Origin of the sequence: Achromobacter sp. B7, assembly GCF_003600685.1 — a bacterium.
Taxonomy (GTDB): Bacteria; Pseudomonadota; Gammaproteobacteria; order Burkholderiales; family Burkholderiaceae_B; genus Achromobacter; species Achromobacter spanius_B.
In genome coordinates this window covers 2,211,396-2,231,559 of the sequence record NZ_CP032084.1, presented here as the reverse complement: position 1 = coordinate 2,231,559, position 20,164 = coordinate 2,211,396, and the positions used below count along the sequence as shown (strand labels likewise).

General features: G+C 67.0%; 19 protein-coding genes. 11 read left to right on the top strand and 8 right to left on the bottom strand.

Annotated features, from left to right (window positions below):
* Positions 1–261: 261 nt before the first annotated feature.
* Positions 262–2,241, bottom strand: a complete 1,980-nt coding sequence (locus tag DVB37_RS10055) for a PhoX family phosphatase (protein WP_120154915.1) — start codon at positions 2,239–2,241, stop codon at positions 262–264.
* Positions 2,242–2,626: 385 nt separating this feature from the next.
* Here DVB37_RS10055 and DVB37_RS10050 point away from each other — a divergent pair, with 385 nt between their 5' ends.
* Complete coding sequence (locus DVB37_RS10050; RefSeq protein WP_120154913.1) at positions 2,627–3,073, top strand: general secretion pathway protein GspC; 447 nt, start codon at positions 2,627–2,629, stop codon at positions 3,071–3,073.
* A gap of 45 nt (positions 3,074–3,118) precedes the next feature.
* On the opposite strand, the gene DVB37_RS28310 is transcribed toward DVB37_RS10050, so the two are convergent.
* Entirely contained in the window at positions 3,119–3,280 is a 162-nt protein-coding gene (locus tag DVB37_RS28310; RefSeq protein WP_006218955.1) for a hypothetical protein, read from the bottom strand.
* Positions 3,281–3,390: 110 nt separating this feature from the next.
* Between DVB37_RS28310 and gspG the strand changes: the two genes are divergently transcribed.
* The 8 genes from gspG (at position 3,391) to gspN (ending at position 8,858) form a co-directional block, all read left to right on the top strand.
* Positions 3,391–3,819, top strand: coding sequence for a type II secretion system major pseudopilin GspG (gspG, locus tag DVB37_RS10045; protein ID WP_046804609.1), 429 nt, complete (start codon positions 3,391–3,393; stop codon positions 3,817–3,819).
* Complete coding sequence (gspH, locus tag DVB37_RS10040; protein WP_046804608.1) at positions 3,791–4,279, top strand: type II secretion system minor pseudopilin GspH; 489 nt, start codon at positions 3,791–3,793, stop codon at positions 4,277–4,279. Before gspG ends, gspH begins: the two co-directional genes overlap by 29 nt.
* Positions 4,280–4,382: 103 nt before the next feature.
* Positions 4,383–4,781 carry a type II secretion system minor pseudopilin GspI gene (gene gspI, locus DVB37_RS10035; protein ID WP_046804650.1) on the top strand — a complete coding sequence of 133 codons (399 nt, stop codon included), beginning with the start codon at positions 4,383–4,385 and terminating at the stop codon, positions 4,779–4,781.
* Positions 4,778–5,398: a prepilin-type N-terminal cleavage/methylation domain-containing protein gene (locus DVB37_RS10030; RefSeq protein WP_120154910.1), complete on the top strand. Its 621-nt coding sequence runs from the start codon at positions 4,778–4,780 to the stop codon at positions 5,396–5,398. Before gspI ends, DVB37_RS10030 begins: the two co-directional genes overlap by 4 nt.
* The gene (gene gspK / locus DVB37_RS10025) at positions 5,395–6,381 is read left to right on the top strand and encodes a type II secretion system minor pseudopilin GspK (RefSeq protein ID WP_240434076.1); all 987 of its coding nucleotides are present in this window, start codon (positions 5,395–5,397) and stop codon (positions 6,379–6,381) included. Before DVB37_RS10030 ends, gspK begins: the two co-directional genes overlap by 4 nt.
* Entirely contained in the window at positions 6,378–7,466 is a 1,089-nt protein-coding gene (gene gspL, locus DVB37_RS10020; protein WP_240434075.1) for a type II secretion system protein GspL, read from the top strand. The genes gspK and gspL overlap by 4 nt, the downstream gene beginning before the upstream one ends.
* On the top strand, positions 7,463–8,062 hold the full coding sequence (gene gspM / locus DVB37_RS10015; RefSeq protein WP_104144925.1) for a type II secretion system protein GspM: 600 nt from the start codon (positions 7,463–7,465) through the stop codon (positions 8,060–8,062). The genes gspL and gspM overlap by 4 nt, the downstream gene beginning before the upstream one ends.
* 37 nt (positions 8,063–8,099) lie before the next feature.
* Positions 8,100–8,858, top strand: a complete 759-nt coding sequence (gene gspN, locus DVB37_RS10010) for a type II secretion system protein N (protein ID WP_104144924.1) — start codon at positions 8,100–8,102, stop codon at positions 8,856–8,858.
* A 40-nt stretch (positions 8,859–8,898) separates the two neighbouring features.
* Here gspN and gspE read toward each other — a convergent pair whose 3' ends face one another.
* Complete coding sequence (gspE, locus tag DVB37_RS10005) at positions 8,899–10,326, bottom strand: type II secretion system ATPase GspE (RefSeq protein ID WP_046804603.1); 1,428 nt, start codon at positions 10,324–10,326, stop codon at positions 8,899–8,901.
* Positions 10,323–12,734, bottom strand: a complete 2,412-nt coding sequence (gene gspD, locus DVB37_RS10000) for a type II secretion system secretin GspD (protein WP_120154906.1) — start codon at positions 12,732–12,734, stop codon at positions 10,323–10,325. Before gspD ends, gspE begins: the two co-directional genes overlap by 4 nt.
* 180 nt (positions 12,735–12,914) lie before the next feature.
* Between gspD and gspF the strand changes: the two genes are divergently transcribed.
* Positions 12,915–14,120 carry a type II secretion system inner membrane protein GspF gene (gene gspF / locus DVB37_RS09995; protein ID WP_046804648.1) on the top strand — a complete coding sequence of 402 codons (1,206 nt, stop codon included), beginning with the start codon at positions 12,915–12,917 and terminating at the stop codon, positions 14,118–14,120.
* A 94-nt stretch (positions 14,121–14,214) separates the two neighbouring features.
* Here the strand turns inward: gspF and DVB37_RS09990 are convergent, their stop codons facing one another.
* The 3 genes from DVB37_RS09990 to DVB37_RS09980 all read right to left on the bottom strand — a co-directional run bounded on the left by DVB37_RS09990 (position 14,215) and on the right by DVB37_RS09980 (position 18,198).
* Entirely contained in the window at positions 14,215–14,553 is a 339-nt protein-coding gene (locus tag DVB37_RS09990) for a P-II family nitrogen regulator (RefSeq protein ID WP_046804601.1), read from the bottom strand.
* Between the two features lie 138 nt (positions 14,554–14,691).
* Entirely contained in the window at positions 14,692–16,758 is a 2,067-nt protein-coding gene (locus tag DVB37_RS09985; protein ID WP_046804600.1) for an NAD(+) synthase, read from the bottom strand.
* Between the two features lie 69 nt (positions 16,759–16,827).
* Positions 16,828–18,198, bottom strand: a complete 1,371-nt coding sequence (locus tag DVB37_RS09980) for a mechanosensitive ion channel family protein (RefSeq protein ID WP_046804647.1) — start codon at positions 18,196–18,198, stop codon at positions 16,828–16,830.
* A 152-nt stretch (positions 18,199–18,350) separates the two neighbouring features.
* Between DVB37_RS09980 and argH the strand changes: the two genes are divergently transcribed.
* A complete protein-coding gene (gene argH, locus DVB37_RS09975) occupies positions 18,351–19,772 on the top strand; it encodes an argininosuccinate lyase (protein ID WP_104144922.1) in 1,422 nt (473 codons plus the stop codon).
* Between the two features lie 81 nt (positions 19,773–19,853).
* On the opposite strand, the gene DVB37_RS09970 is transcribed toward argH, so the two are convergent.
* Positions 19,854–20,093 carry a hypothetical protein gene (locus DVB37_RS09970; protein WP_319305777.1) on the bottom strand — a complete coding sequence of 80 codons (240 nt, stop codon included), beginning with the start codon at positions 20,091–20,093 and terminating at the stop codon, positions 19,854–19,856.
* Between the last annotated feature and the right edge of the window lie 71 nt (positions 20,094–20,164).

Below are 20,164 nucleotides of genomic sequence, written 5' to 3'. Positions count from 1 at the left end.
CCACCGCAAACGCAATCACGCCTGGCAGCGCATGCCGGAAGACGCATCAACTGCATCAGGCAAGCCTGACGCCGCCGAGTGTAGGAGCGAGCCGACGCGGACATGGCCGGCGTTACACCTGTGAAATGATTGCCGATGCCCACAATGCATAAGGGACCGGCTAGCCGGTCCCTTATGTCTTCCCTTACGCCGCGCGGCATCCCGATGGGCGATGCCGCGCCCCGGCGTGCGGGCTATTGGCGGTTGCGTTGCGCCTGGCGCTTACGCGCCGATCTTCACGCCGGTCAGGTAGCCCACCGCCGCGCCAAAGCCGTCCTTGTAGTTGGCCTTGACCAGCGGCTCCAGCGTCGGGCGCACCACCGCGTGCACGCTGCCCCAGTCGGCCGCGTGCTGGAAGTTGCTGGTGATGTAGGTCCAGCCATTGATCTCGTCCACCGCCTGCAAACCGGTGGATTCCGCCGCGACCGGGCACGACAGCAACCGCGACAAGGCCTTGGTGTCGATGTTGTAGGCCCACATGAAGTTGTTGACGTGGCCGCCGCTGTCCTCGCCCACGAACAGCGTGCGCAGCTTTTCCGAGAACTTCAGGTTATCGGGGTTCGAGATGAAGTCGGCGTTGTGCGTGTTGCCCAGCGCGTCGGGCGTGGCCAGCGGCTTGCCGATCAGTTCCGGCACGGCCGCCATGTCCACCGGCACCCATTCGCTGTCGATGGCGCCGCCGTCGGTATCGGCCTGACCCGCTTGCAGATGCAGCTGGTACACCGCGCCCGCCGAGTTCGCTTCGACCTTCAAGCCCGGCACCTTGCCGTCGATCATCGACGATTCAATGCGCGACATCGCGCTGTACGCGATCTTGTCCTTGGCGTTGACGGTGGTGCCTTCCATCTTCGTGAAGGCCAGCGTGCCGCCCACCAGCGCCGCATAGCGGTGCGTTTCCAGGAACGCGGCGGCCTGGCGGCGGCCGGGTTGCAGCTTGACCCAGTTGTCCTTGCCGCTGTAGCGGATCTTGGTGAACGAGGCGTCGGCCGGGTCCGTCGTGCGCACGTCCATGATGTCGGCGGCCGTCAGCTGGTCGGCCAGTTCCTTGACCTCGGCGCTGGTCGCATGACCCAGCTTGATCCACTTCAACGTGCCGGCGCCCGGGCCCGTGCCCGACGTCTGCGTCCATTGCGCCACGTACAACGTACCTGCCGACAGATCCGCCGCACGGTCGGCCACGAACATGAACAGGCCGCCGTTGGTGGCGTCGTCGCCCATCAGCGCGGTGCGCTGGTCCGGCATCATCTGCACCAGCTCGTGCGAGATGCGGCCCATGCAGTAGTGCTTCTTGATCGTGCCGGTGCCATCCGGGTGCACCGTTACTTCCGGCAGGTGGCCGTAGTGGTACGGGTTGGCCTTGTTGGGGTCGCCATACACGTTGTTGCTGTAGGCCTGGAACGAGGCCGTCGTGCGCGCCGTGGTCGCGTCAGGCTCGTATTCTTCGCTGGACAGATGCGTGCCCCACGGCGACAGGCTGGCGCCGCAGGTGATCCACAGGCCATGCACCGACGAGGTGTCCACGTTGCTGTACTTCACCAGGCTGAGCTTGCCCGTATTCGGGTCTTGCGACAGCGTCAGCACGGCGATGGGCGACGGCAGCAAGCCGTACATGTCGTTGCCGGCCTGGTCCATCGACTGGTATTCAAACTGCACCACCGCGTACACGGCGTTGCCCGCCACGCCCGGCACCGTGGTGGGCGCGGACAAGGCCAGCAGCGAGGTGCCGTCGGGGCAGTTCGAGAAAAACTGGCGCGCGCGGGCGGGCACCGAGTTGTCCATGATGGGCGCGCCGGCCAGGTTGAAATAGCCACCCGCGACGGTGGTGCCGCCCTTGCCGTCGGGCACGGTGTCGCCGGTGATGAAGAACGGTTCATAGCCCAGCTGCACGGTCCGCTTGGAGCCATCGCTGAACGTCAGCGCCATGGCGGAGCTGACGGTCGTGCGCGCCATCAGTTCGGGGTTGGCCAGCGTGGGCGCGGCCATCGGCGTGAACGATGCCGACGTGAACGTCACCGGTGCGGGCTGCTGCGTGCCGGGGCCGGGATTGGGCTGCGGATTGCCCGTGGCGTCATCGTCATCATCGTCGCTGGAATTACAGCCGGCCAGCAACGCAGCCATGCTGACGCCGCCAATCGGCAGCATCGGCGCGCCTCCCAGCATCTTCAGGAGTCGGCGGCGATTGGCTTGATTCGTGTCTTGCATGCGGGTTCCCATTGGATCGGATGAATGCCCGGCCATTGACGCCGAGCGGTGCCCGCATGCTAGATAGGCGGCGTGTAATCACAATGACAGAAAGCTGTACGCAAGCTGAATCGACACAGCCTCTTCGGCATCGCGCGATTGTCACGAAGCGCCGCTATAGTCAGGCGCGTTGCTTCACCGATTCGCCGCATCGCCGCTTCACCGCATCACCGCATTGCCGCATTACCGCTTCACCGTTTCACCCCATCACCGCATTGCCGCATTACCGCATCGCCGCATCACCGCTGCACCGCTGCACCGCTACCCCGCTTCACCGCTTCACCGCTTCACCGTTCCATCGCTTATCCGTTCCACCGCCTAACCGCCCAACCGTTTCGTGTCCGCCATGCCTCTGTCGTTTCCCCCCACCCTGCCCTCCGCCCCCGCCGCGCTGCGCGTGATTGCCATGCTGGCATTGGCCGCCGGCTTGGGAGTGTGGGCGTCGATCTTGCTGGCCCCGCGTCCGGGCGCGCTGCCGCCCGCCGTGTCCGCGGCCCCGCCGCGCGCGGCCGACAACACGCCGGTGGCGCTATGGTTTGGCAAAGATGAAGTGATGCGCACGCAGATCAGCGTGCTGGGCCTGATCGCGGCCGGCCCGGATGGGGCGGCGGTGCTTAGTGTGGATGGTGGCCCGCCACTGGCGTGGCGCGCCGGCGCCGAAGTGGCGCCAGGCATCGTGCTGCGCGATATCGCAGTAGACGCCGTGACGGTCGAGCAAGGGGGAAGATTGAATCGCCTGGCAACGCCCGCCGCGTTGGCCGCGCCAGCGGGCATTACGCAGGGAAAAGAATGATGCGGGGTTGCAGACCCGGCGGCGCGTCCTTACCGCGCCCGCCGATCAGCGCTTACGGCCTGCGGGACGCCCCATCTGCTTGCGTCCCGCCATGTTCGACAGGGAAGATCCCGTCGGCTTTTGCGTGGCGGCAGCCAGCTTCTTCTGTTGAAGCGCCTTTTCAACCAACGCTGCCAAACCAGTCGAAGACTTCTCTTTTGTAGCCATTACCGCTCCTTGTAGAAGGGCCATGGTAGCAGGCGCGCCGTTTGCACCGCATTACTGTCATATTTCATGTCCACAATCCCGGGCTTCTACTAGAAGACCGGAGTCGTAAAGTGCGTCAGTTACCGCGCGGGCTTGCCCGTCAGCAAGGTTTCACCCTGATCGAGATCATGGTGGTGATTGTGATCATGGGGATCCTGGCGGCCTTGATTGTGCCGCGTGTGCTGGATCGCCCGGACCAGGCGCGCCAGGTGGCGGCGCGGCAGGATATTGCGGGCATCATGCAGGCGTTGAAGCTGTACCGGCTGGACAACGGCCGCTATCCGAGCACCGCGCAGGGCCTGCGCGCGCTGGCTGAAAAGCCGGATGGCGCGTCGAACTGGCGCGGCTATCTGGACAAGCTGCCCAATGACCCTTGGGGCCATCCGTATCAATACCTGAGCCCGGGCGTCAAGGGCGACATCGACGTGTTCTCGTTTGGCGCCGACAACAAGCCCGGCGGGGAAAGCGGCGATGCCGACATTGGTTCCTGGGAACTCTGAACGCGGCTTCACGCTGGTCGAGGTGCTGGTGGTGCTGGTGATCGTGGCCATCGCGGCCAGCATGGTCAGCTTGTCGATTGGCAAGCGCGACAACGGCCTGCGCACCGATGCGCAGCGGCTGGCGGACGCGTTCACCGTGGCGCAGAGCGAGGCGCGCAGCGATGGCCGGTCCATCCGCTGGTTGGCCGGCAACACCGGCTGGTCGTTTGAACGCGCGGGCCGCCCACCCGGCCCCAGCGCCCAGGAAAACGTGGTCGTGCCAGTGGATCGCCTGGAAGGCGACGACATGCTGCGCCCGCAAACCTGGCGCGCGGGTGCCGTGCAACTGCGGCTGACGCCCGATCGCCCGTTGGTGTTCAACACCGAATGGGTCGCGGATCCGATCACCCTGACCCTGCACGCGGGCGATGCCACGGTCACCCTGCAACGCGACGCCGCCGGCCGTTATGAAATCCACTAGATTTTCCCGCCGCGAGGTCGAACGATGCGACGTGGACGTTCCCACGGACGGGGACGCCTTGCCGGATACGGGCGGCTCGCCAGAGGCCGCCGCCGCCCTCGATATGCCCCGCGCCATCCCCCCCCGCGCGCGCCGTGAACGCGGCTTCACGCTGATCGAGGTGTTGGTGGCGCTGGCCATCATCGCCGTGGCGATGGCCGCCGCGCTGCGCGCCACGGGCGTCATGACGGCCAACAACCGCGCCTTGCAGGACAAAACGCTGGCCCTGCTGGCCGCGCAGAATGCCTTGACCCAATTGCGCCTGGAACAAAGCCTGCCGCGCGCCGGCTCGCAAACCGTGCCCTGCCCGCAAGGCGGGCGCGCGTTGCAGTGCGAACTGGTCTTTACCAATTCCATGAACCGCAGCTTTCGCCAAGTGTCGGTCAACGTCCACGACGCCGGCTCCGCCCGCCCGGACGCCGTGCTGCTGCAATTGGACGGCCTGCTGTCCAGCCTGCGATGACGATGCAACGCCCCATTTCCCGCGCCGCCCGCCAGGCGGGCTTTACGCTGATCGAAGTGCTGGTCGCGTTGGCGCTGATGGCGCTGGTCAGCCTGATGGCCTGGCGCGGGCTGGCCAGCGTGTCCAGCGCGCGCGACTGGATCGAGCAGCAAGCCGAAGACACCGACGCCATCGTCCGCACGCTGGGGCAGATGGCGCGCGATGTGGAACTGTCTTATTCCGGCCCCGGCTTTGACGCAGCAGGCAAGGACGCCGTCACGCTGACCAGCGGCGTGCGCCTGCTGCGCCAAAACCAGGGCGGCCAGACGCTGGAACTGCTGCGCCCCGACCCGGACGGCAACGGCCTGTGGCAACGCGTGCAGTGGCAGGTGCGCACCGACGGCTTGTGGCGCGTCAGCGGCCCGCCCGCGCCGCGCAGCCCGCTACCCGCCGCCGTCAATGGCGTGCTGCTGCTGCCTGGCGTCAAGACATTGAGCCTGCGCGCCTGGGTACCCGGCGTGGGCTGGGCCAACGCCAACGCCAGCTTCGGCGCGCCGCCCACCGGCATCGAAATCGCGCTGGAACGCGGCGCGCCCGGCCAGCCGCAACGCTACACGCGCATCCTGGAGCTGCCATGATGCGCCACCGCGACACGCAGCAAGTTGCCCGCCCACGCGGCCCGTGCACGCAGCAACAGGGCGCCGCGGTGATCAGCGCGCTGATCATCGTTGCCATTGTTGCCGCCTTGACCACCAGCCTGTTCCAGCGCCAGACGGCCAGCACGCGGCGCGTGGAAAACGAAATGGCGCGCGTGCAGGCGCGCGTCATGCTGGCGGGCGGCATCGATTGGGCGCGCCTGGTCATCCGCGATCACGGCAAGCGCGAAGCCACGACGCGCGGCGACCAGATCTGGGCCACGCCGATCCTGGACACGCGCATCGAGCGCCCGGGAGACGATCGCGTCGCCGTGTTCTCGGGGCGCGTGCAAGATGAACAGGGCAAGTACAACCTGAGCAACCTGGCGCGCAATGGCGTGCCGCAACCCGAGCAGGAAAAGGTGTTGCGCCGGCTGCTGGCCGCGCAGCAACTGCCCGATACGCTGGCGCCGCGCATCATCGACATCATTGCCATGGCGCAGCCACCCGCCCTGCCCGCCGATGCGCCGTCCGCCCCCAACGGCCAACCCGCCACCGCGCCGGACGCGCGCGCGCCGCTGCCGCGTGGCGTGGATGACATCGCCGCGCAGCTGGGCCTGGAACCGACGGTGCGCGACGAGATGCGCCGCACCATGACCGTGCTGCCCATCGCCACCAGCGTCAACGTCAATACCGCGCCCGCCGAGGTCATCGCGGCGTTGGTGCCCGGCCTTTCGCTGGGGCAGGCGCGCGCGCTGGCGGGCGAGCGGGATCGCGGCAACTGGTTCAACAACGCGGGCGACTTCGGCAACCGTCTTGCCGGCACCGGCGTGGACGCGCCCGCCCCCACCGTTACCACGGCCAGCGGCTGGTTCCTGGCCAGCGGCACCGTCGTCTACGAACGCGCCCGAGTCGCCATGCAAGCCTTGGTGCGCAGCGCCCCGCCCGCTGCGCCCGACACGATATGGACAAGAGAAACCCCTTGAAAAACGCCTTGCGCATTGCGCTTGCCCCTCTGGACGAATTCAGCGCGGATTCGCCGCTGCCCTATGCCTGGTTCGACCGGCGCGGGCGCTGCGCGCAGCAGGGCGAACTGCCCTTGCACGCCCTGGGCAACGCCTATCCCAACGCGGTGTGCGAAGCCGTGCTGCACCCGCGCGACGTCATCGCCACCACCATCCGCATTCCGGCGGTGCCGCGTGCGCGCTTTGCCGCCGCCGTGCACGGCGCGCTGGAACCCCTGGTGTTAAGCGATCTGGAGGCGCTGGCCATCGGCTTCAGCCCGCGCGCCGCGGATGGCGGCGTGGCACTGGCGTGGTCGCCGCGCGAACCGGTACGACGCGCCTGGGCGTTGTTGAGCACGCACGGCCTGCGTGTCGACGCGCTGATTGCAACGCAGACGCTGGGTACGACAGTGGCCGGTCCGTCCTCAGAGCCGTCCGCCCCGCCTTCCTCGACCCAGTCCTCGACCCTGTCCTCCCCCGCTTCTTCCGCCTTCGACGCCAATCTATCCGCCACGCCCTTGCGCGATCCGGCCGACCCGCGTTGGCTCGCGCCGTCGCCCTCGTGGTCATTGGCCATGCCGCGCCTGGCGCCCGTGCGCGCGTCGCGCTGGCGGCCCGTGTGGCGCTGGGGCGCGGCGGCGGCGGTGGTCTGGATTGCGGGATTGAATCTTTACGCCTCGCGGCTCAGCGCTGAAGCCGACGCGCTGACGGCGGGCATGCGTCAACAGGTGCTGGCCGCCTTTCCGGACCTGCCCGTCGTGCTGGACCCGGCGCGGCAGGCGCAGCAAGGCCTGGACGCGCTGCAAGCCAATCGCGGCGCGGCCAGCGCGGGGGACTTTCTGCCCCTGGCACGCGCCGCCGCCCAAACGCTGCCCTTTGCCGCCGACAAAGTCGCGCGGCTGACGTACGCCGATCAAGCGCTGACCCTGCAACTGGCCGACGCCGGTGCCGACGCGCAGCGCGTCTCCGAAACGCCCGCGCTGATCCAGCAAGCCGCGGCCCTGGGCTTGAAGCTGGAACGCGGCGACACCGATAACACCTGGCGCATCACGCGCAAACAACCATGACCGCCATTGAACGCCTGCATCGCCATTGGCAAACCGCCGCCGGGACGTTGCGCAAAACCGTCGACCCCACGCTGACCCGCGCGCGCCAGCGCTACCAGGCGCTGGCGCCGCGCGAGCGCCGGCTGGTCACTGTCGCGGGCGCGCTCGTCGGCGTCGCCGTGATCTTCGTCACGCTGATCGAACCGCCCCTGAAAACCGTGCGCAAGCTGCAAGCCGAGCTGCCCGCGCTGCGCGGCCAGGCCGCGACCGTGGCCGACTTGACGATGCAAGCCCGCGCCCTGCGGCAACGCTCGGCCACGCCGGTCGCCGTTGCCCCCACGCCCGCCGAATTAAGCGCCAGCCTGGAAGGCGCGGCGCTGCCGGCGGCGATGTGGTCGCTAGGCCAGCCCGAATCCGGCAAGGGCGTGCGCTTGACGTTGAACCAGGCGCCCTCGTCCGCGCTGCTGCGCTGGCTGGATGGTGCCGCGCGCGATTGGGGCCTGCAAACACAGCAAGTGGAATTGACGCGTGCGACCAATCCCAATGGCCGCCCACTGCCGGGCTTGGTCAATGGCCACATCACGTTAACCACCGCCGATGCGGGGGCAAGCCACTGATGCCGATCCTTTCATTTGCCATGCCGGGTGCCCGCTGATGGCGCGCATCCCTTTCAACAAGCGGACTGCCGGCCTGTGGCTGGCCGGCGGCGTGTGTTTCCTGGCGGCCGCCGCAAGCGTGCTGCCGGCACGTTGGCTGTTGGCGATGCAGCCGGATGACTCCCTGGTTTCGCTCGCGGATGCCAGCGGTACGTTGTGGCAAGGCAGCGCGTGGGTGGCGCTGGGGCCACCGGGGTCGCAGCGCGTGTTGCCGCAACCCGTGCAATGGCAGTGGCGCTGGGATGCGATGGCGTTGGACATCACGCACCCGTGGTTGCAAGGCCCGCTGCGCGCGCGCGTGGGTTGGGCCGGGGTGTCATTGCCCGCGCAATCGCTGCGTGTGCCAGCCACGGTGTTACCCGCGCTGGGTGCGCCCTGGAACACGCTGGCGCCCGACGGCATGCTGGAGATCAATTGGCAAGCGCTGCGCCTGGGCGGGGATTTGCCCGCGGGCAATATCGCGGACCTGCGCTGGCGCAACGCCGGCACCGCGCTGACCTCCATCAGCCCCGTGGGCACCTACCTGTTGCGTCTGCAAGGCGCGGGAAAGTCTGGCGCAACATTGGCGCTGACGACCGAAAGCGGGCTATTGACGGTAACGGGCCAGGGCACGGCCGGCCCACGCGGTGTGCGCTTCGATGGCAAGGCGACGTACGCGCCCGGGGCCACCGACGCTCAGCGCGCCGCGCTGGACGGCCTGATGTCCACCCTGGGCCGCCGTTCTGGCGATACGGTCGTCTTCAGCACGGGTAAATAGCAAAAAGCAAAAAGCAAAAAGCAAAAAGCGAAAGGCGCCATCAAGCGTCGCGCGTCACCCGCACGATTTCCTCGGGCGACGTCTGCCCGCTGTCGACCCAACGCTGGCCGTCTTGCCGCATCGTCCGCATGCCCGAGGCCATGGCGGCCTGGCGCAATTCGCGTTCGTCGCGGCCTTCGTGGATCAAACGGCGCGCGTCATCGTCCACCGTGAACAGTTCGTGGATGCCGGAACGGCCGCTGTAACCCGTGTGATTGCACGTCGGGCAACCCACAGGGTGAAACACGCGCACGCCATCCTGCATCGACGGCTTCTTGCATTCCGGACACAGCTTGCGCACCAGCCGCTGCGCCAGCACCCCCAGCAGCGACGAAGCCAGCAGAAAGGGTTCCACGCCCATGTCCGTCAGCCGCGTCACGGCCGAGACCGCGTCGTTGGTGTGCAGCGTCGCCAACACCAGGTGACCGGTCAGCGACGCCTGCACCGCGATCTGCGCGGTTTCCAGGTCGCGGATTTCGCCGATCATGATCACGTCCGGGTCCTGCCGCAAGATGGCGCGCAGCGCCAGCGCGAAGCTCATGTCGATCTTGGCGTTCACCTGCGTCTGGCTGATGCCCGACAAGTCGTATTCGATGGGGTCTTCCACCGTCAGGATATTGCTGGTGGCAGAATCCAGGCGGCTCAATGCCGCATACAGCGTGGTGGTCTTGCCGCTGCCCGTCGGCCCCGTCACCAGCACGATGCCGTGCGGCTGCCGGATCAAGCGGTCCAGCTGCGTCAGCACATCGGGGCACATGCCCAGGCGTTCCAGCTGCAAGCGCCCCGCCTCTTTGTCCAACAGGCGCAGCACCGCGCGTTCGCCGTGGCCCGTGGGCAAGGTCGACACCCGCACGTCAATCGGCCGGCCGCCCACGCGCAGCGCGATGCGCCCGTCTTGCGGCAAGCGCTTTTCGGCAATGTCCAGGTGCGCCATGATCTTGATGCGCGAAATCAAAGCCGCGTGCAGCGCCTTGCGCGGCGACACCACGTCGCGCAACGTGCCGTCCACGCGATAGCGCACCACCGAGTGCGTCTCGAAGGGTTCGATGTGGATATCGCTGGCGCCATCGCGCGCGGCCTGGGCGAACAGCGCGTTGATCATGCGGATCACCGGCGCATCGTCCTGCGCTTCCAGCAGGTCGGCCACTTCGGGCATGTCCTGCAACAGGCGGTCCAGGTCGATCTCGTTTTCCGCCACGCCCATGACGGACGCGGCATCCTCCGAATGGCTGTAAGCCGCCGTCAACAACGTTTCCAGCGCCTCGTCATCCACCTGCGCCAGCGCCACCTCGCCATGGCAACGGCGTATCTCGCGCACCGCCCATTCCGGCGTGCGCGGGCTGACGGTCAGCTGCGCCTGCCCCGCGCGCAGCGACAGCACGGCGCGCTGCGCCCGTGCCCAGGCATAGGGCAAGGGGTGCGCGCTCATAGCAACGACTCGGGGTCCACCGCCACGCTGTGCATCAGCGCGCCGGACACGCGGATCGGGCGCGCGGCATCGCGCGTGGGGTTCGCGCCGGGATACTGCCGCACGGCAAACGACTGCACCGTGGTGGGCGGCGGGCGGCGCAGCGTGTCGGCCTGTTGGTCGGGGCGCAGGTCATAGGCGTTGTTCGACACCGACGGCGCCGAGCCCGGCGGCGGCAACATCGGCGCCTGCATATCGGGCAGCGCCCAGTGCTGGCCCGGTTGCGCCGAACCCTGTGCGCGGCGCATGTAGTCGTAGCGGTCCATCGTGACGCTGGCGCTGCGGTTGGCGTCGCGCACCACGTAGGGGCGCAGGAACACCATCAGGTTGGTCTTGGTGCGCTTGCGCGTGTCGTAGCGGAACAGCGAACCGATCACCGGCAGCGAGCCCAGGCCGGGCACGCTGTTGGACGTCAACGTCACGTTGTCTTCCAGCAAGCCGCCCAGCACGATGATCTGGCCATCGTCGATCAGCACGCTGGTGTCGATGGCGCGCTTGTTGGTCACGATGCCCGTCGTGGCGTTCGAGCGGCTTTCGTCGATGCTGCTGACTTCCTGGTAGATGTCCAGCTTGACCGCGCCGCCTTCCGAAATCTGCGGGCGGATGTTCAGCTTCAAACCCACGTCTTCGCGTTCGATGGTCTGGAACGGATTCGAACTGCCGTTGCTGCCCGACGTGACATATTGGCCGGTCACGAACGGCACGGTCTTGCCCACCAGGATGCTGGCCGACTGGTTGTCCAGCGTCAGCAGGTTCGGCGTGGACAGGATGTTGGCTTCGCCCGTGTTCTGCATGGCGCGAGCCAGCACGCCCAGGTTGATGACCTGGTTGCCCAACACGTCCACCGTGCCCTTGACCACCCCCAGGCTCAGGCCGCTGCCCAGGGCGTCGATCGACGTGGGCCCGGTGCCCGTGATGCCGCTGCCGCCCAGGTTGGTGCCGCCGATAAAGCTGGTGCCGTTGCTGTTGATGTTGCCCGCGCCCGTCATCCACTGGATGCCGAATTCAGCGGCCTTTTGTTCGCTGACTTCAACGATCAGGCTTTCCACCAGCACTTGCGCGCGACGTTGGTCCAGCTGGTCGATGACTTCACGCAGGCTGCGGTACAGCGGTTCCGGCGCGGAGATGATCAGCGAATTGGTGGCGGGGTCGGCCTGGATGGTGGCGCCGCCGGCCGAATACGACACCGCTTGCGAGCTGTTGTCTTCCCGCGCGATGCGCTCTTGCTCGCCCGACAAGCCGCCCTTGGATGAGCCCGACATTGCCCCCATGCCCTGCCCCGCCGGCACGTTGCCGGCAGACGTGTTTTGCGCCCGCGCGCCGTTCTGCGCGCCGCCCGTGTTGCTGCTTGCCGCGCCGCCCGAGGCGCCGGGCGCCGCGTTGGCCTGTCCGGTCAGCAAGCCGCCCAACACTTCGGCGATGCGCGTGGCCTGCGCGTTGCGCATGTAGACCACGTGCAGATTGCCCGCGCGGTTTTGCTGCGCGTCCAGCTTCAGGATCAGGTCGCGCGCCAGCCGCGTGCGCGCCGGGCTGCCCGAGCGCACCAGCACGCTGTTGCTGCGCGGGTCGGCCACCACGGCGATGCGTTGCGTGGGGTCGCTGCTTTGCGTGTCCAGCAATTGCGAGGCCAGGATGGCGATGTCGGTGGCAATGCCGGACTGCACCGGCACCACATCGGTGTCGATGGAGCTGGGCACGTCGATGCGCGCGATGACTTGCGCGATGCGTTCCAGGTTGTCGGCGTAGTCGGTGACTACCAAGGTGTTGTTGCCCGGGTACGCGTTGATCGGGTTATTCGGCGGCACCATGGGGCGCAGCACCGGCACCAGGTTGGCGGCGTTTTCGTACTTCAGCGGGAACACGCGCGTCAGCATCTCGCCGCTGCTGCTCGAGCCCTTGGCGAACGCGGACACGGGCACCGGGCCACGCGCGGCGTTGCCGGCCGGCGCGCCTGCTGCCGCCTGTGCGGGACGCGCCTGAGCTTGCCGCGCCTGGGTCGGCGGCGTGTTGCCCACCACCGCGCTGCCTTGCAGCTTGGCGTCGGCTTCGGGCACCACGCGCGTCACGCCGTCCACATCCACGATCGCAAAGCCTTGCAGTCGTAGCGCACCGGTCAGCATGGCCAGCGCCTGTCCGCTATCCACGGGTCGGTCCGACACCAGCGTCAGTTTGCCCTTGACGCGAGGGTCCACCAGAAAGTTGCGCTGCGTGAACAACGACAGCGCGCGCAACACGGCGGGGATGTCGGTGTCGACGAAATTCAAGCTGACACGGTTGTCCGTTTGTTGAGCATGGGCCGTGCTGATCGCCGGTCCGATTTGGCTTGCGATGAGCAAGGCGGCAAGGCTGAATTGCGCGATGTGACGCATGACGAGATAGGTGCCTTCAGACGTGAATGCAAGTGTGAAAAAACGTGAAATCGCGTCGGAGTATACGGGGTGACAGTGCAACACTACGGTCATATTTGACATGCAACATACGGGCTGCAAACCCTTTAAATTCGGGGCTTTTGCGCGTTTTTGATTCGCGCGGCGCCCCCTGCTTTCGCCATGCCTTCCTATCGATACGAAGCCACCGACGCGCTGGGCAAAATCGTGCGCGGCACGATCGATGCCGACACCGAGCGCGGTGCCCGCAACCAGCTGCGCGGCCGGGGCTTGCTGCCCTTGTCCACCGCATCGGCGGCGCGCGCGCAAGGGCTGGGCGCCAGCTTGCGCACGCGTTTGTCGGATGCGGACCTGGCTTGGTTGACGCGCCAGTTGGCCAGCCTGCTGGCCGCGCGCCTGCCGCTGGACGCCGCGCTGTCGGCCACGCTTGAACAAGCCGAGAAAAAACACATCGCGGCCACGCTGGGCGCGGTGCGCGACGACGTGCGCGCCGGCCATCGCTTGTCTACCGCGCTGGCGGCGCGGCCGCGCGACTTTCCCGAGATCTATCGCGCGCTGATCGGCGCCGGTGAAGAATCCGGCGACCTGGCGCAAGTGATGGAAAAGCTGGCCGACTACATCGAGGAACGCAACACGCTGCGCAGCAAGGTGATGACGGCGTTCATCTACCCGGCCGTGGTCGCCAGCGTGTCGGTCATCATCGTGATCTTTCTGCTGGGCTATGTCGTGCCGCAAGTGGTGTCGGCGTTCAACCATGCCAAGCAGCAGCTGCCGATGCTGACCCGCGTGATGCTCGCGCTGTCGGACTACGTGCGTGAATGGGGTGCGGTGACGGGCGCGGTGCTGGTGGCCGCCATCGTGCTGTGGCGCTACACGCTGCGCGCGCCGGCCGCGCGCCGCGCCTGGCATGCCCGCGTGTTGCGGCTGCCGCTGGCGGGCCGCTTTGTGCTGGGCGTGAACGCCGCGCGCTTTGCGTCGACGTTGGCCATTCTGTGCGGCAGCGGCGTGGCCTTGTTGACGGCGCTGGAAGCGGCGCGCCGCACCTTGGGCAACGATGTGCTGCGGCTGGCGGTGGATGAGGCGTCGGCCCGCGTGCGCGAAGGCGCGGCGCTATCGGCCTCGTTGGGCGCGCAGAAGGTGTTCCCGTCGCTGCTGGTGCACCTGATCGCCAGCGGCGAGAAAACCGGCCGCTTGCCGGAATTGCTGGATCGCGGCGCGCAGAACCTCTCGCGCGACCTGGAGCGCCGAGCCATGGCGATGACGGCGTTGCTTGAGCCGGCGCTGATCCTGCTGATGGGCGGGTTCGTGCTGCTGATCGTGCTGGCGGTGATGATGCCGATCCTGGAAATGAACCAGCTGATCCGTTAAAAAAACAGAGGGCTAAAAAGACCAAGGCGCCCGCCCCGGTGATGGGGCGGGCGCCTTGGACGTTCAGCCGATGGCGGTCAACCGGCGGCGCGGATCACAATGCCTCTTCGTCGGCTTCGCCGGTACGGATGCGGATGGCTTGCTCGACGGGCGACACGAAGATCTTGCCGTCGCCGATCTTGCCGGTGCGCGCGGCCTTGACCACGGCTTCGATGGCGGCTTCGACCTGGTCGTCGGGCAGCACGACTTCAACACGGATCTTGGGCAGGAAGTCCACCACGTATTCCGCGCCCCGGTACAGTTCGGTGTGGCCCTTCTGGCGGCCGAAACCCTTGACTTCGGTGACGGTCAGGCCGCTGACGCCGACTTCGGCCAGCGCCTCGCGGACTTCGTCGAGCTTGAAGGGTTTGATGATGGCGGTGACTTGTTTCACGTTGGGCGTCCTGGGTTTTTGATGTGTTGCGGCGCCCTGCCCACCGCTTGCGAGGCAGCCAGGGCGCGATGAATAAGAGAATACCACCGGGGCCCGCCCTGCAAACGGGCGGCCGGCGTCATTGCGGGAGAACCCCGATCAGGCGTCGGGCGCGGCATCCGGGATGCGTTCGGCGTCGCGCATCCACACCACCGATTCCGAATCGCTGGGCGCGCGCCAGTCGCCGCGCGGCGACAAGGAGCCGCCCGAACCGACCTTGGGCGCATTGGGCACGCAGGTGCGCTTGAACTGGGTTGTACGGAAAAACCGGTCCAGGAAAATCTTCAGGTTGCGCTTGATGGCGGCCAGGTCGTACTGGTTGCGCGCCACGTGGCCGGCGTCCGGCCAGGCGCCCGCTTCGCGGTCACGCCAGGCGGCCAGCGACAGGAAGGCCACCTTCGTGGGCGCAAACCCATAGCGCAGCGTGTAGTACAGGTTGAAGTCCTGAAGCTCGTACGGGCCGATGGAGTCTTCGCTTTTCTGCACGGGCTTGTCGTCGGCGCCACCCGGCACCAATTCAGGGCTGACGTCGGTGCCCAGCACGTCCAGCAGCACGCCGGCGCCGTCATCGCCCAGCCGGCCGGATTCCGCCACCCAGCGCACCAGGTGCGTGATCAGGGTCTTGGGCACGCTGGCGTTGACGCTGTAGTGCGACATGTGATCGCCCACGCCGTACGTGCACCAACCCAGTGCAAGTTCGCTGAGGTCCCCGGTGCCGATGACGATGGCGTTGCTGAAGTTGGCGATGCGGAACAGGTGATTGGTGCGTTCGCCGGCCTGCACGTTTTCAAAGGTGATGTCGTAGACCGGCTTGCCTTCCGCGTACGGGTGGCCCAGGTCTTTGAGCATTTGCAGGCAGCTGGGGCGGATGTCGACTTCGGACGCGGTGCAGCCCACCACCGCCATCAGGCGGCGCGCCTGTTGCAGCGTGCGGGTGCTGGTGGCAAAGCCGGGCATCGTCACGGCCAGGATGTTGGACCGGGGCAGGCCCAGCGTGTCCATGGCCTGCGCGCACACCAGCAGCGCGTGGGTGGAATCGAGCCCGCCGGAAATGCCGATGACCACCTTGGACATCTTGCTGGCCGACAGGCGCTGGGCCAGGGCCTGCACCTGGATGCTATAGACCTCTTTGCAGCGGGCGTCGCGCTGTTGCGGATCGGCCGGCACATACGGAAAGCGCGCCACGCGGCGCTCAAGCGGCAGTTCGGCATCGTCCAGCGGCGGGTTTACCGGCACCGGCACCGAACGGAACTTGCGCACTTCGTCCTGATGGCGGCGCACGGACTGGCCGAACGTGGTCTGGCGCATGCGTTCGCGCGACAGGCGGTCCAGGTCCACATCGGAAAACAGCAGGTGCGAATGGTTCAGGAAGCGTTCGGATTCGCCCAGCAGTTCGCCGTTTTCATAGATGATTGCCTGGCCGTCCCAGGCCAGGTCGGTGGACGATTCGCCCCGGCCGGCCGACGTGTACATATAGGCCGACAGGCAGCGCGCGGACTGCTGCGCCACCAGCTGATGGCGGTATTGCGATTTGCCGACGACGATATTGGACGCCGACAGATTCACCAGCACGGTGGCGCCGGCCAGCGCGGCGAACGAGGACGGCGGGATCGGCACCCAGACGTCTTCGCAGATTTCGACGTGGAACTGGAACAGCGGCAGCTTTTCCATCTGGAACAGCAGCTCGGGCCCGAAGGGCACGGTCTGGCCCAGCAAGACGATGTCGGTGACGGCCGCGCAGTCGGCGGCGCTGAACTGGCGGGCTTCGTAAAACTCGCCGTAGTTGGGCAGGTAGCTCTTGGGCACCACGCCCAGCACGCGCCCGCCCGCGGCCACCACGGCGCAGTTGAACAGCTGGTGGGATACGCGCAGCGGCGCGCCCACGATCACGGCGATATCCAGTTCGGCCGTGGCCGCCACCACCCGCGCCAACGCTTCTTCGCACTCATCCAGCAAGGCTTTCTGGTGGAACAGGTCGTCGCAGGTGTAGGCCGACAGGCCCAGCTCGGGAAACGCCACCAGCACCGCGCCGCCCTGGGCGGCCTGCTGGGCCAGTTCTATGGTTTGCGTGGCGTTGAAGGCCGGATCGGCGATGCGGCATTCGGGCACGCCGACCGCCACCCGGGCGAAGCCGTGGGAATACAGGTTGAAGAACGGGTTCGACATCGGGGGTTCGCCTGGGGTCAATGAAGACTAAATTCCAACGCGCGGATTATCTCATGGCGACTGGGCCGGCTACGGCTGGCCGGGCACCTTGCCGTCGCTGGGGCCACGCTGCGCCGACGCCGCGCCGTGCCCGTCGGGCAAGACCAGCCCGGGGCGCTCGCGTTCGGCCGCCAGCGCGGCCTGGATCGCGCTTTCGCGCAGCTGGCTGCCCATGGCGCCAAAGTCCGCGCCCGACGGCTGCTGGTACAGGCGCAGGCCCAGTTCGGGCAGGATGGCCAGCAGATGGTCAAAGATATCGCCCTGGATGCGCTCATATTCCACCCAGGCGGTCACGGCGGTAAAGCAATAGACCTCGACCGGGATGCCGTCGGACGCCGGTTCCATCATGCGCACCATCATGGCCATGTCCTGGCGCACTTCGGGGTTCTGTTTCAGATAGGCCAGGCCGTAGGCGCGGAACGTACCGATGTTGGTCAAGCGGCGGCGGTTGGCCGGCACGCTGGCCAGTTCACCCATGGTCTGGTTGGCTTGGGCGATGTCCAGCGTCTTGGCTTGCAGATAGTCGTGCAACAGGCGAAACCGCATCAGTTGCCGGGCTTCTTCGTCGGTCAGAAAGCGCACGCTGGCCGCATCGATGCGCAGCGTGCGCTTGATGCGACGGCCGCCCGATTCAAACATGTGACGGTAGTTGCGATAGCTTTCCGAGAACAGTTTGTAGGTCGGCACCGTGGTGACCGTGTTGTCCCAGTTCTGCACCTTGACGGTATGCAGCGCAATGTCCTTGACGAAGCCGTCGGCGTTGGACTGCGGCATTTCGATCCAGTCGCCGATACGCAGCATGTCGTTGCTGGTCAACTGCGTGCTGGCCACCAGGGACAGCAGCGTGTCCTTGAATACCAGCAGCAGCACGGCCGACAGCGCGCCCAGGCCCGAAATCATCCACAGCGGCGAGCGGTCGATCAGGATGGAAAGCACCAGCACGGTGCACACGGCCATCAGGACCAGCTTGCCGATCTGGATATAGCCCTTGATGGACCGCGTCTGCGCCCGGGTGGTCGCCGAATACGTGTCCTGCCAGGCGCTCAACACGCCCGAGAACGCCACGAACACGCAGATCCACGCGCCCGCATGCGCCAACCGGCCCACCACCGACACCGCCCGCTCGGCATGCGGCACCAGGCCGATACCCATCGACACCACGGCAAACGGCACGGCGTACCACAGGTTTTGATACGCGCGGCGGCGTTGCAGGGCCTTGTCCCAGTCGCCCCGGCCGCTCAGGACCAGCACCCGGTGCGCCAGCAGCAGCACCACGCGCGCCACCACCCACTGCACGAACAGCGCCGTCAGGACCAGCACGCCGGCGCCGACCAGCGTCTGCGCCCACGCTTCGTGCGGCATGTGGGCGTCCAGCTGGGTCACCAGTTCTTCCCATTCCATGGGCATATGTTTTGTACTCGCTCTACGTTCTTGAAACCAACGGGGGATTATCCGACAAGTGGCGTGCGACGCGCGTTCCCGTCCCCAAAAATCGCGGCCCCGCCGCCAACGCGTGCGCCGGCTTGTCGGCAGGCCCTATAATTCCGCCCATCATGGCAAACACTCCCTCCCCCGATCAAAACCAGTTCGCCAACAAGGCGCAGGCCTGGTCCGCCCGGTTCTCGGAACCGGTATCCGAACTCGTCAAACGCTATACGGCGTCCGTGGATTTCGACAAGCGCCTGGCGCGACACGACATCCAGGGCTCGCTCGCGCATGCGGACATGCTGGCCGCCCAGGGCATTATCGGCGCCCAGGACCTGGCCGACATCCAGCGCGGCATGACGCAGATCCTGTCTGAAATCGACGCCGGCAGCTTCCAATGGCTGCTGGATCTGGAAGACGTGCATCTGAATATTGAAAAGCGCCTGGTGGAACTGGTGGGCGATGCGGGCAAGCGCCTGCACACCGGCCGGTCACGCAACGACCAGGTCGCCACCGACATCCGCTTGTGGCTGCGCGACGAAATCGATAACCTGCAAGACCTGCTGCGCCAGCTGCGTCATGCGCTGGCCGCCGTCGCGCTGGATAACGCCGGCACCATCATGCCCGGCTTCACCCACCTGCAAGTTGCCCAGCCGGTCACCTTCGGCCACCACCTGCTGGCCTACGCCGAAATGTTTGGCCGCGACGCCGAGCGCCTGGCCGACTGCCGCCGCCGGGTGAACCGCCTGCCGCTGGGCGCCGCCGCGCTGGCCGGCACGTCGTTCCCCATCGACCGCGAACGTGTCGCCAAGACGCTGGGCTTTGACGGCGTGTGCCGCAATTCGCTGGACGCCGTGTCCGACCGCGACTTCGCCATCGAATTCTGCGCCGCCGGCGCGCTGATCATGACGCACGTGTCGCGCCTGTCCGAAGAGCTCGTGCTGTGGATGAGCCCGCGCGTGGGCTTCATCGACCTGGCCGACCGTTTCTGCACCGGCAGCTCGATCATGCCGCAAAAGAAAAACCCCGACGTGCCCGAGCTGGCCCGGGGCAAGACCGGCCGCGTCAACGGCAACCTGGTCGCCCTGCTGACCCTGATGAAGGGCCAACCCCTGGCCTACAACAAGGACAACCAGGAAGACAAGGAAGGCCTGTTCGACACCGTGGACACCGTGCGCGACACGCTGACCATCTTCGCGGACATGGCTGCCGGCATCAAGGTCAAGGCCGACAACATGCGCGCCGCCGCCCTGCAAGGCTTTGCCACCGCCACCGACCTGGCCGACTACCTGGTCAAGCGCGGCGTGCCGTTCCGCGACGCCCACGAAGTGGTTGCCCACGCCGTGCGCGACTGCGAACAACGCAACTGCGACCTGGCCGACCTGTCCACCGACGAGCTCAAGGCCTACCACGCCCAGATCGGCGACGACGTCCACCACGTGCTGACACTGGAAGGCTCGGTTGCCGCCCGCAAACACATCGGCGGCACCGCCCCCGAACGCGTAGCCGAAGAAGCCCGCCGCGTGCTGGCGGAAACGGCCCAAGGCTGATTCCACCGCCCAGCGGGTTGCGGTAAAGACAAGGCCCCCGGTTGGGGGCCTTGTTGCGTTCAAGGCATGCAGGCGTATCGGCTACGCGATGGACACGTCCAGCCTGCGGCCCAGGGTTTCCAGCGCCGCTTCTACCTGTTCGATGCGCGACGAATGCCGCAGATTCAACAGGCGATCAACCTGGGGCGTATGAACGCCCAGACGTCGAGCCATCTCGGCTTTGCGAACCCCTTGGCGAATCATTTCGTTGGACAGGAACACTTTGCTGGTAACCACGGCGGGCAAGGTGACAGAGTGCTGCCCGTTCATCGGTTGCGACACTGGCAGCCTCGGGAAAATCGGGAAAGAGCACCAACAACGTACCGTTCGTGTCGGGAGTCAGCGTGGGACCG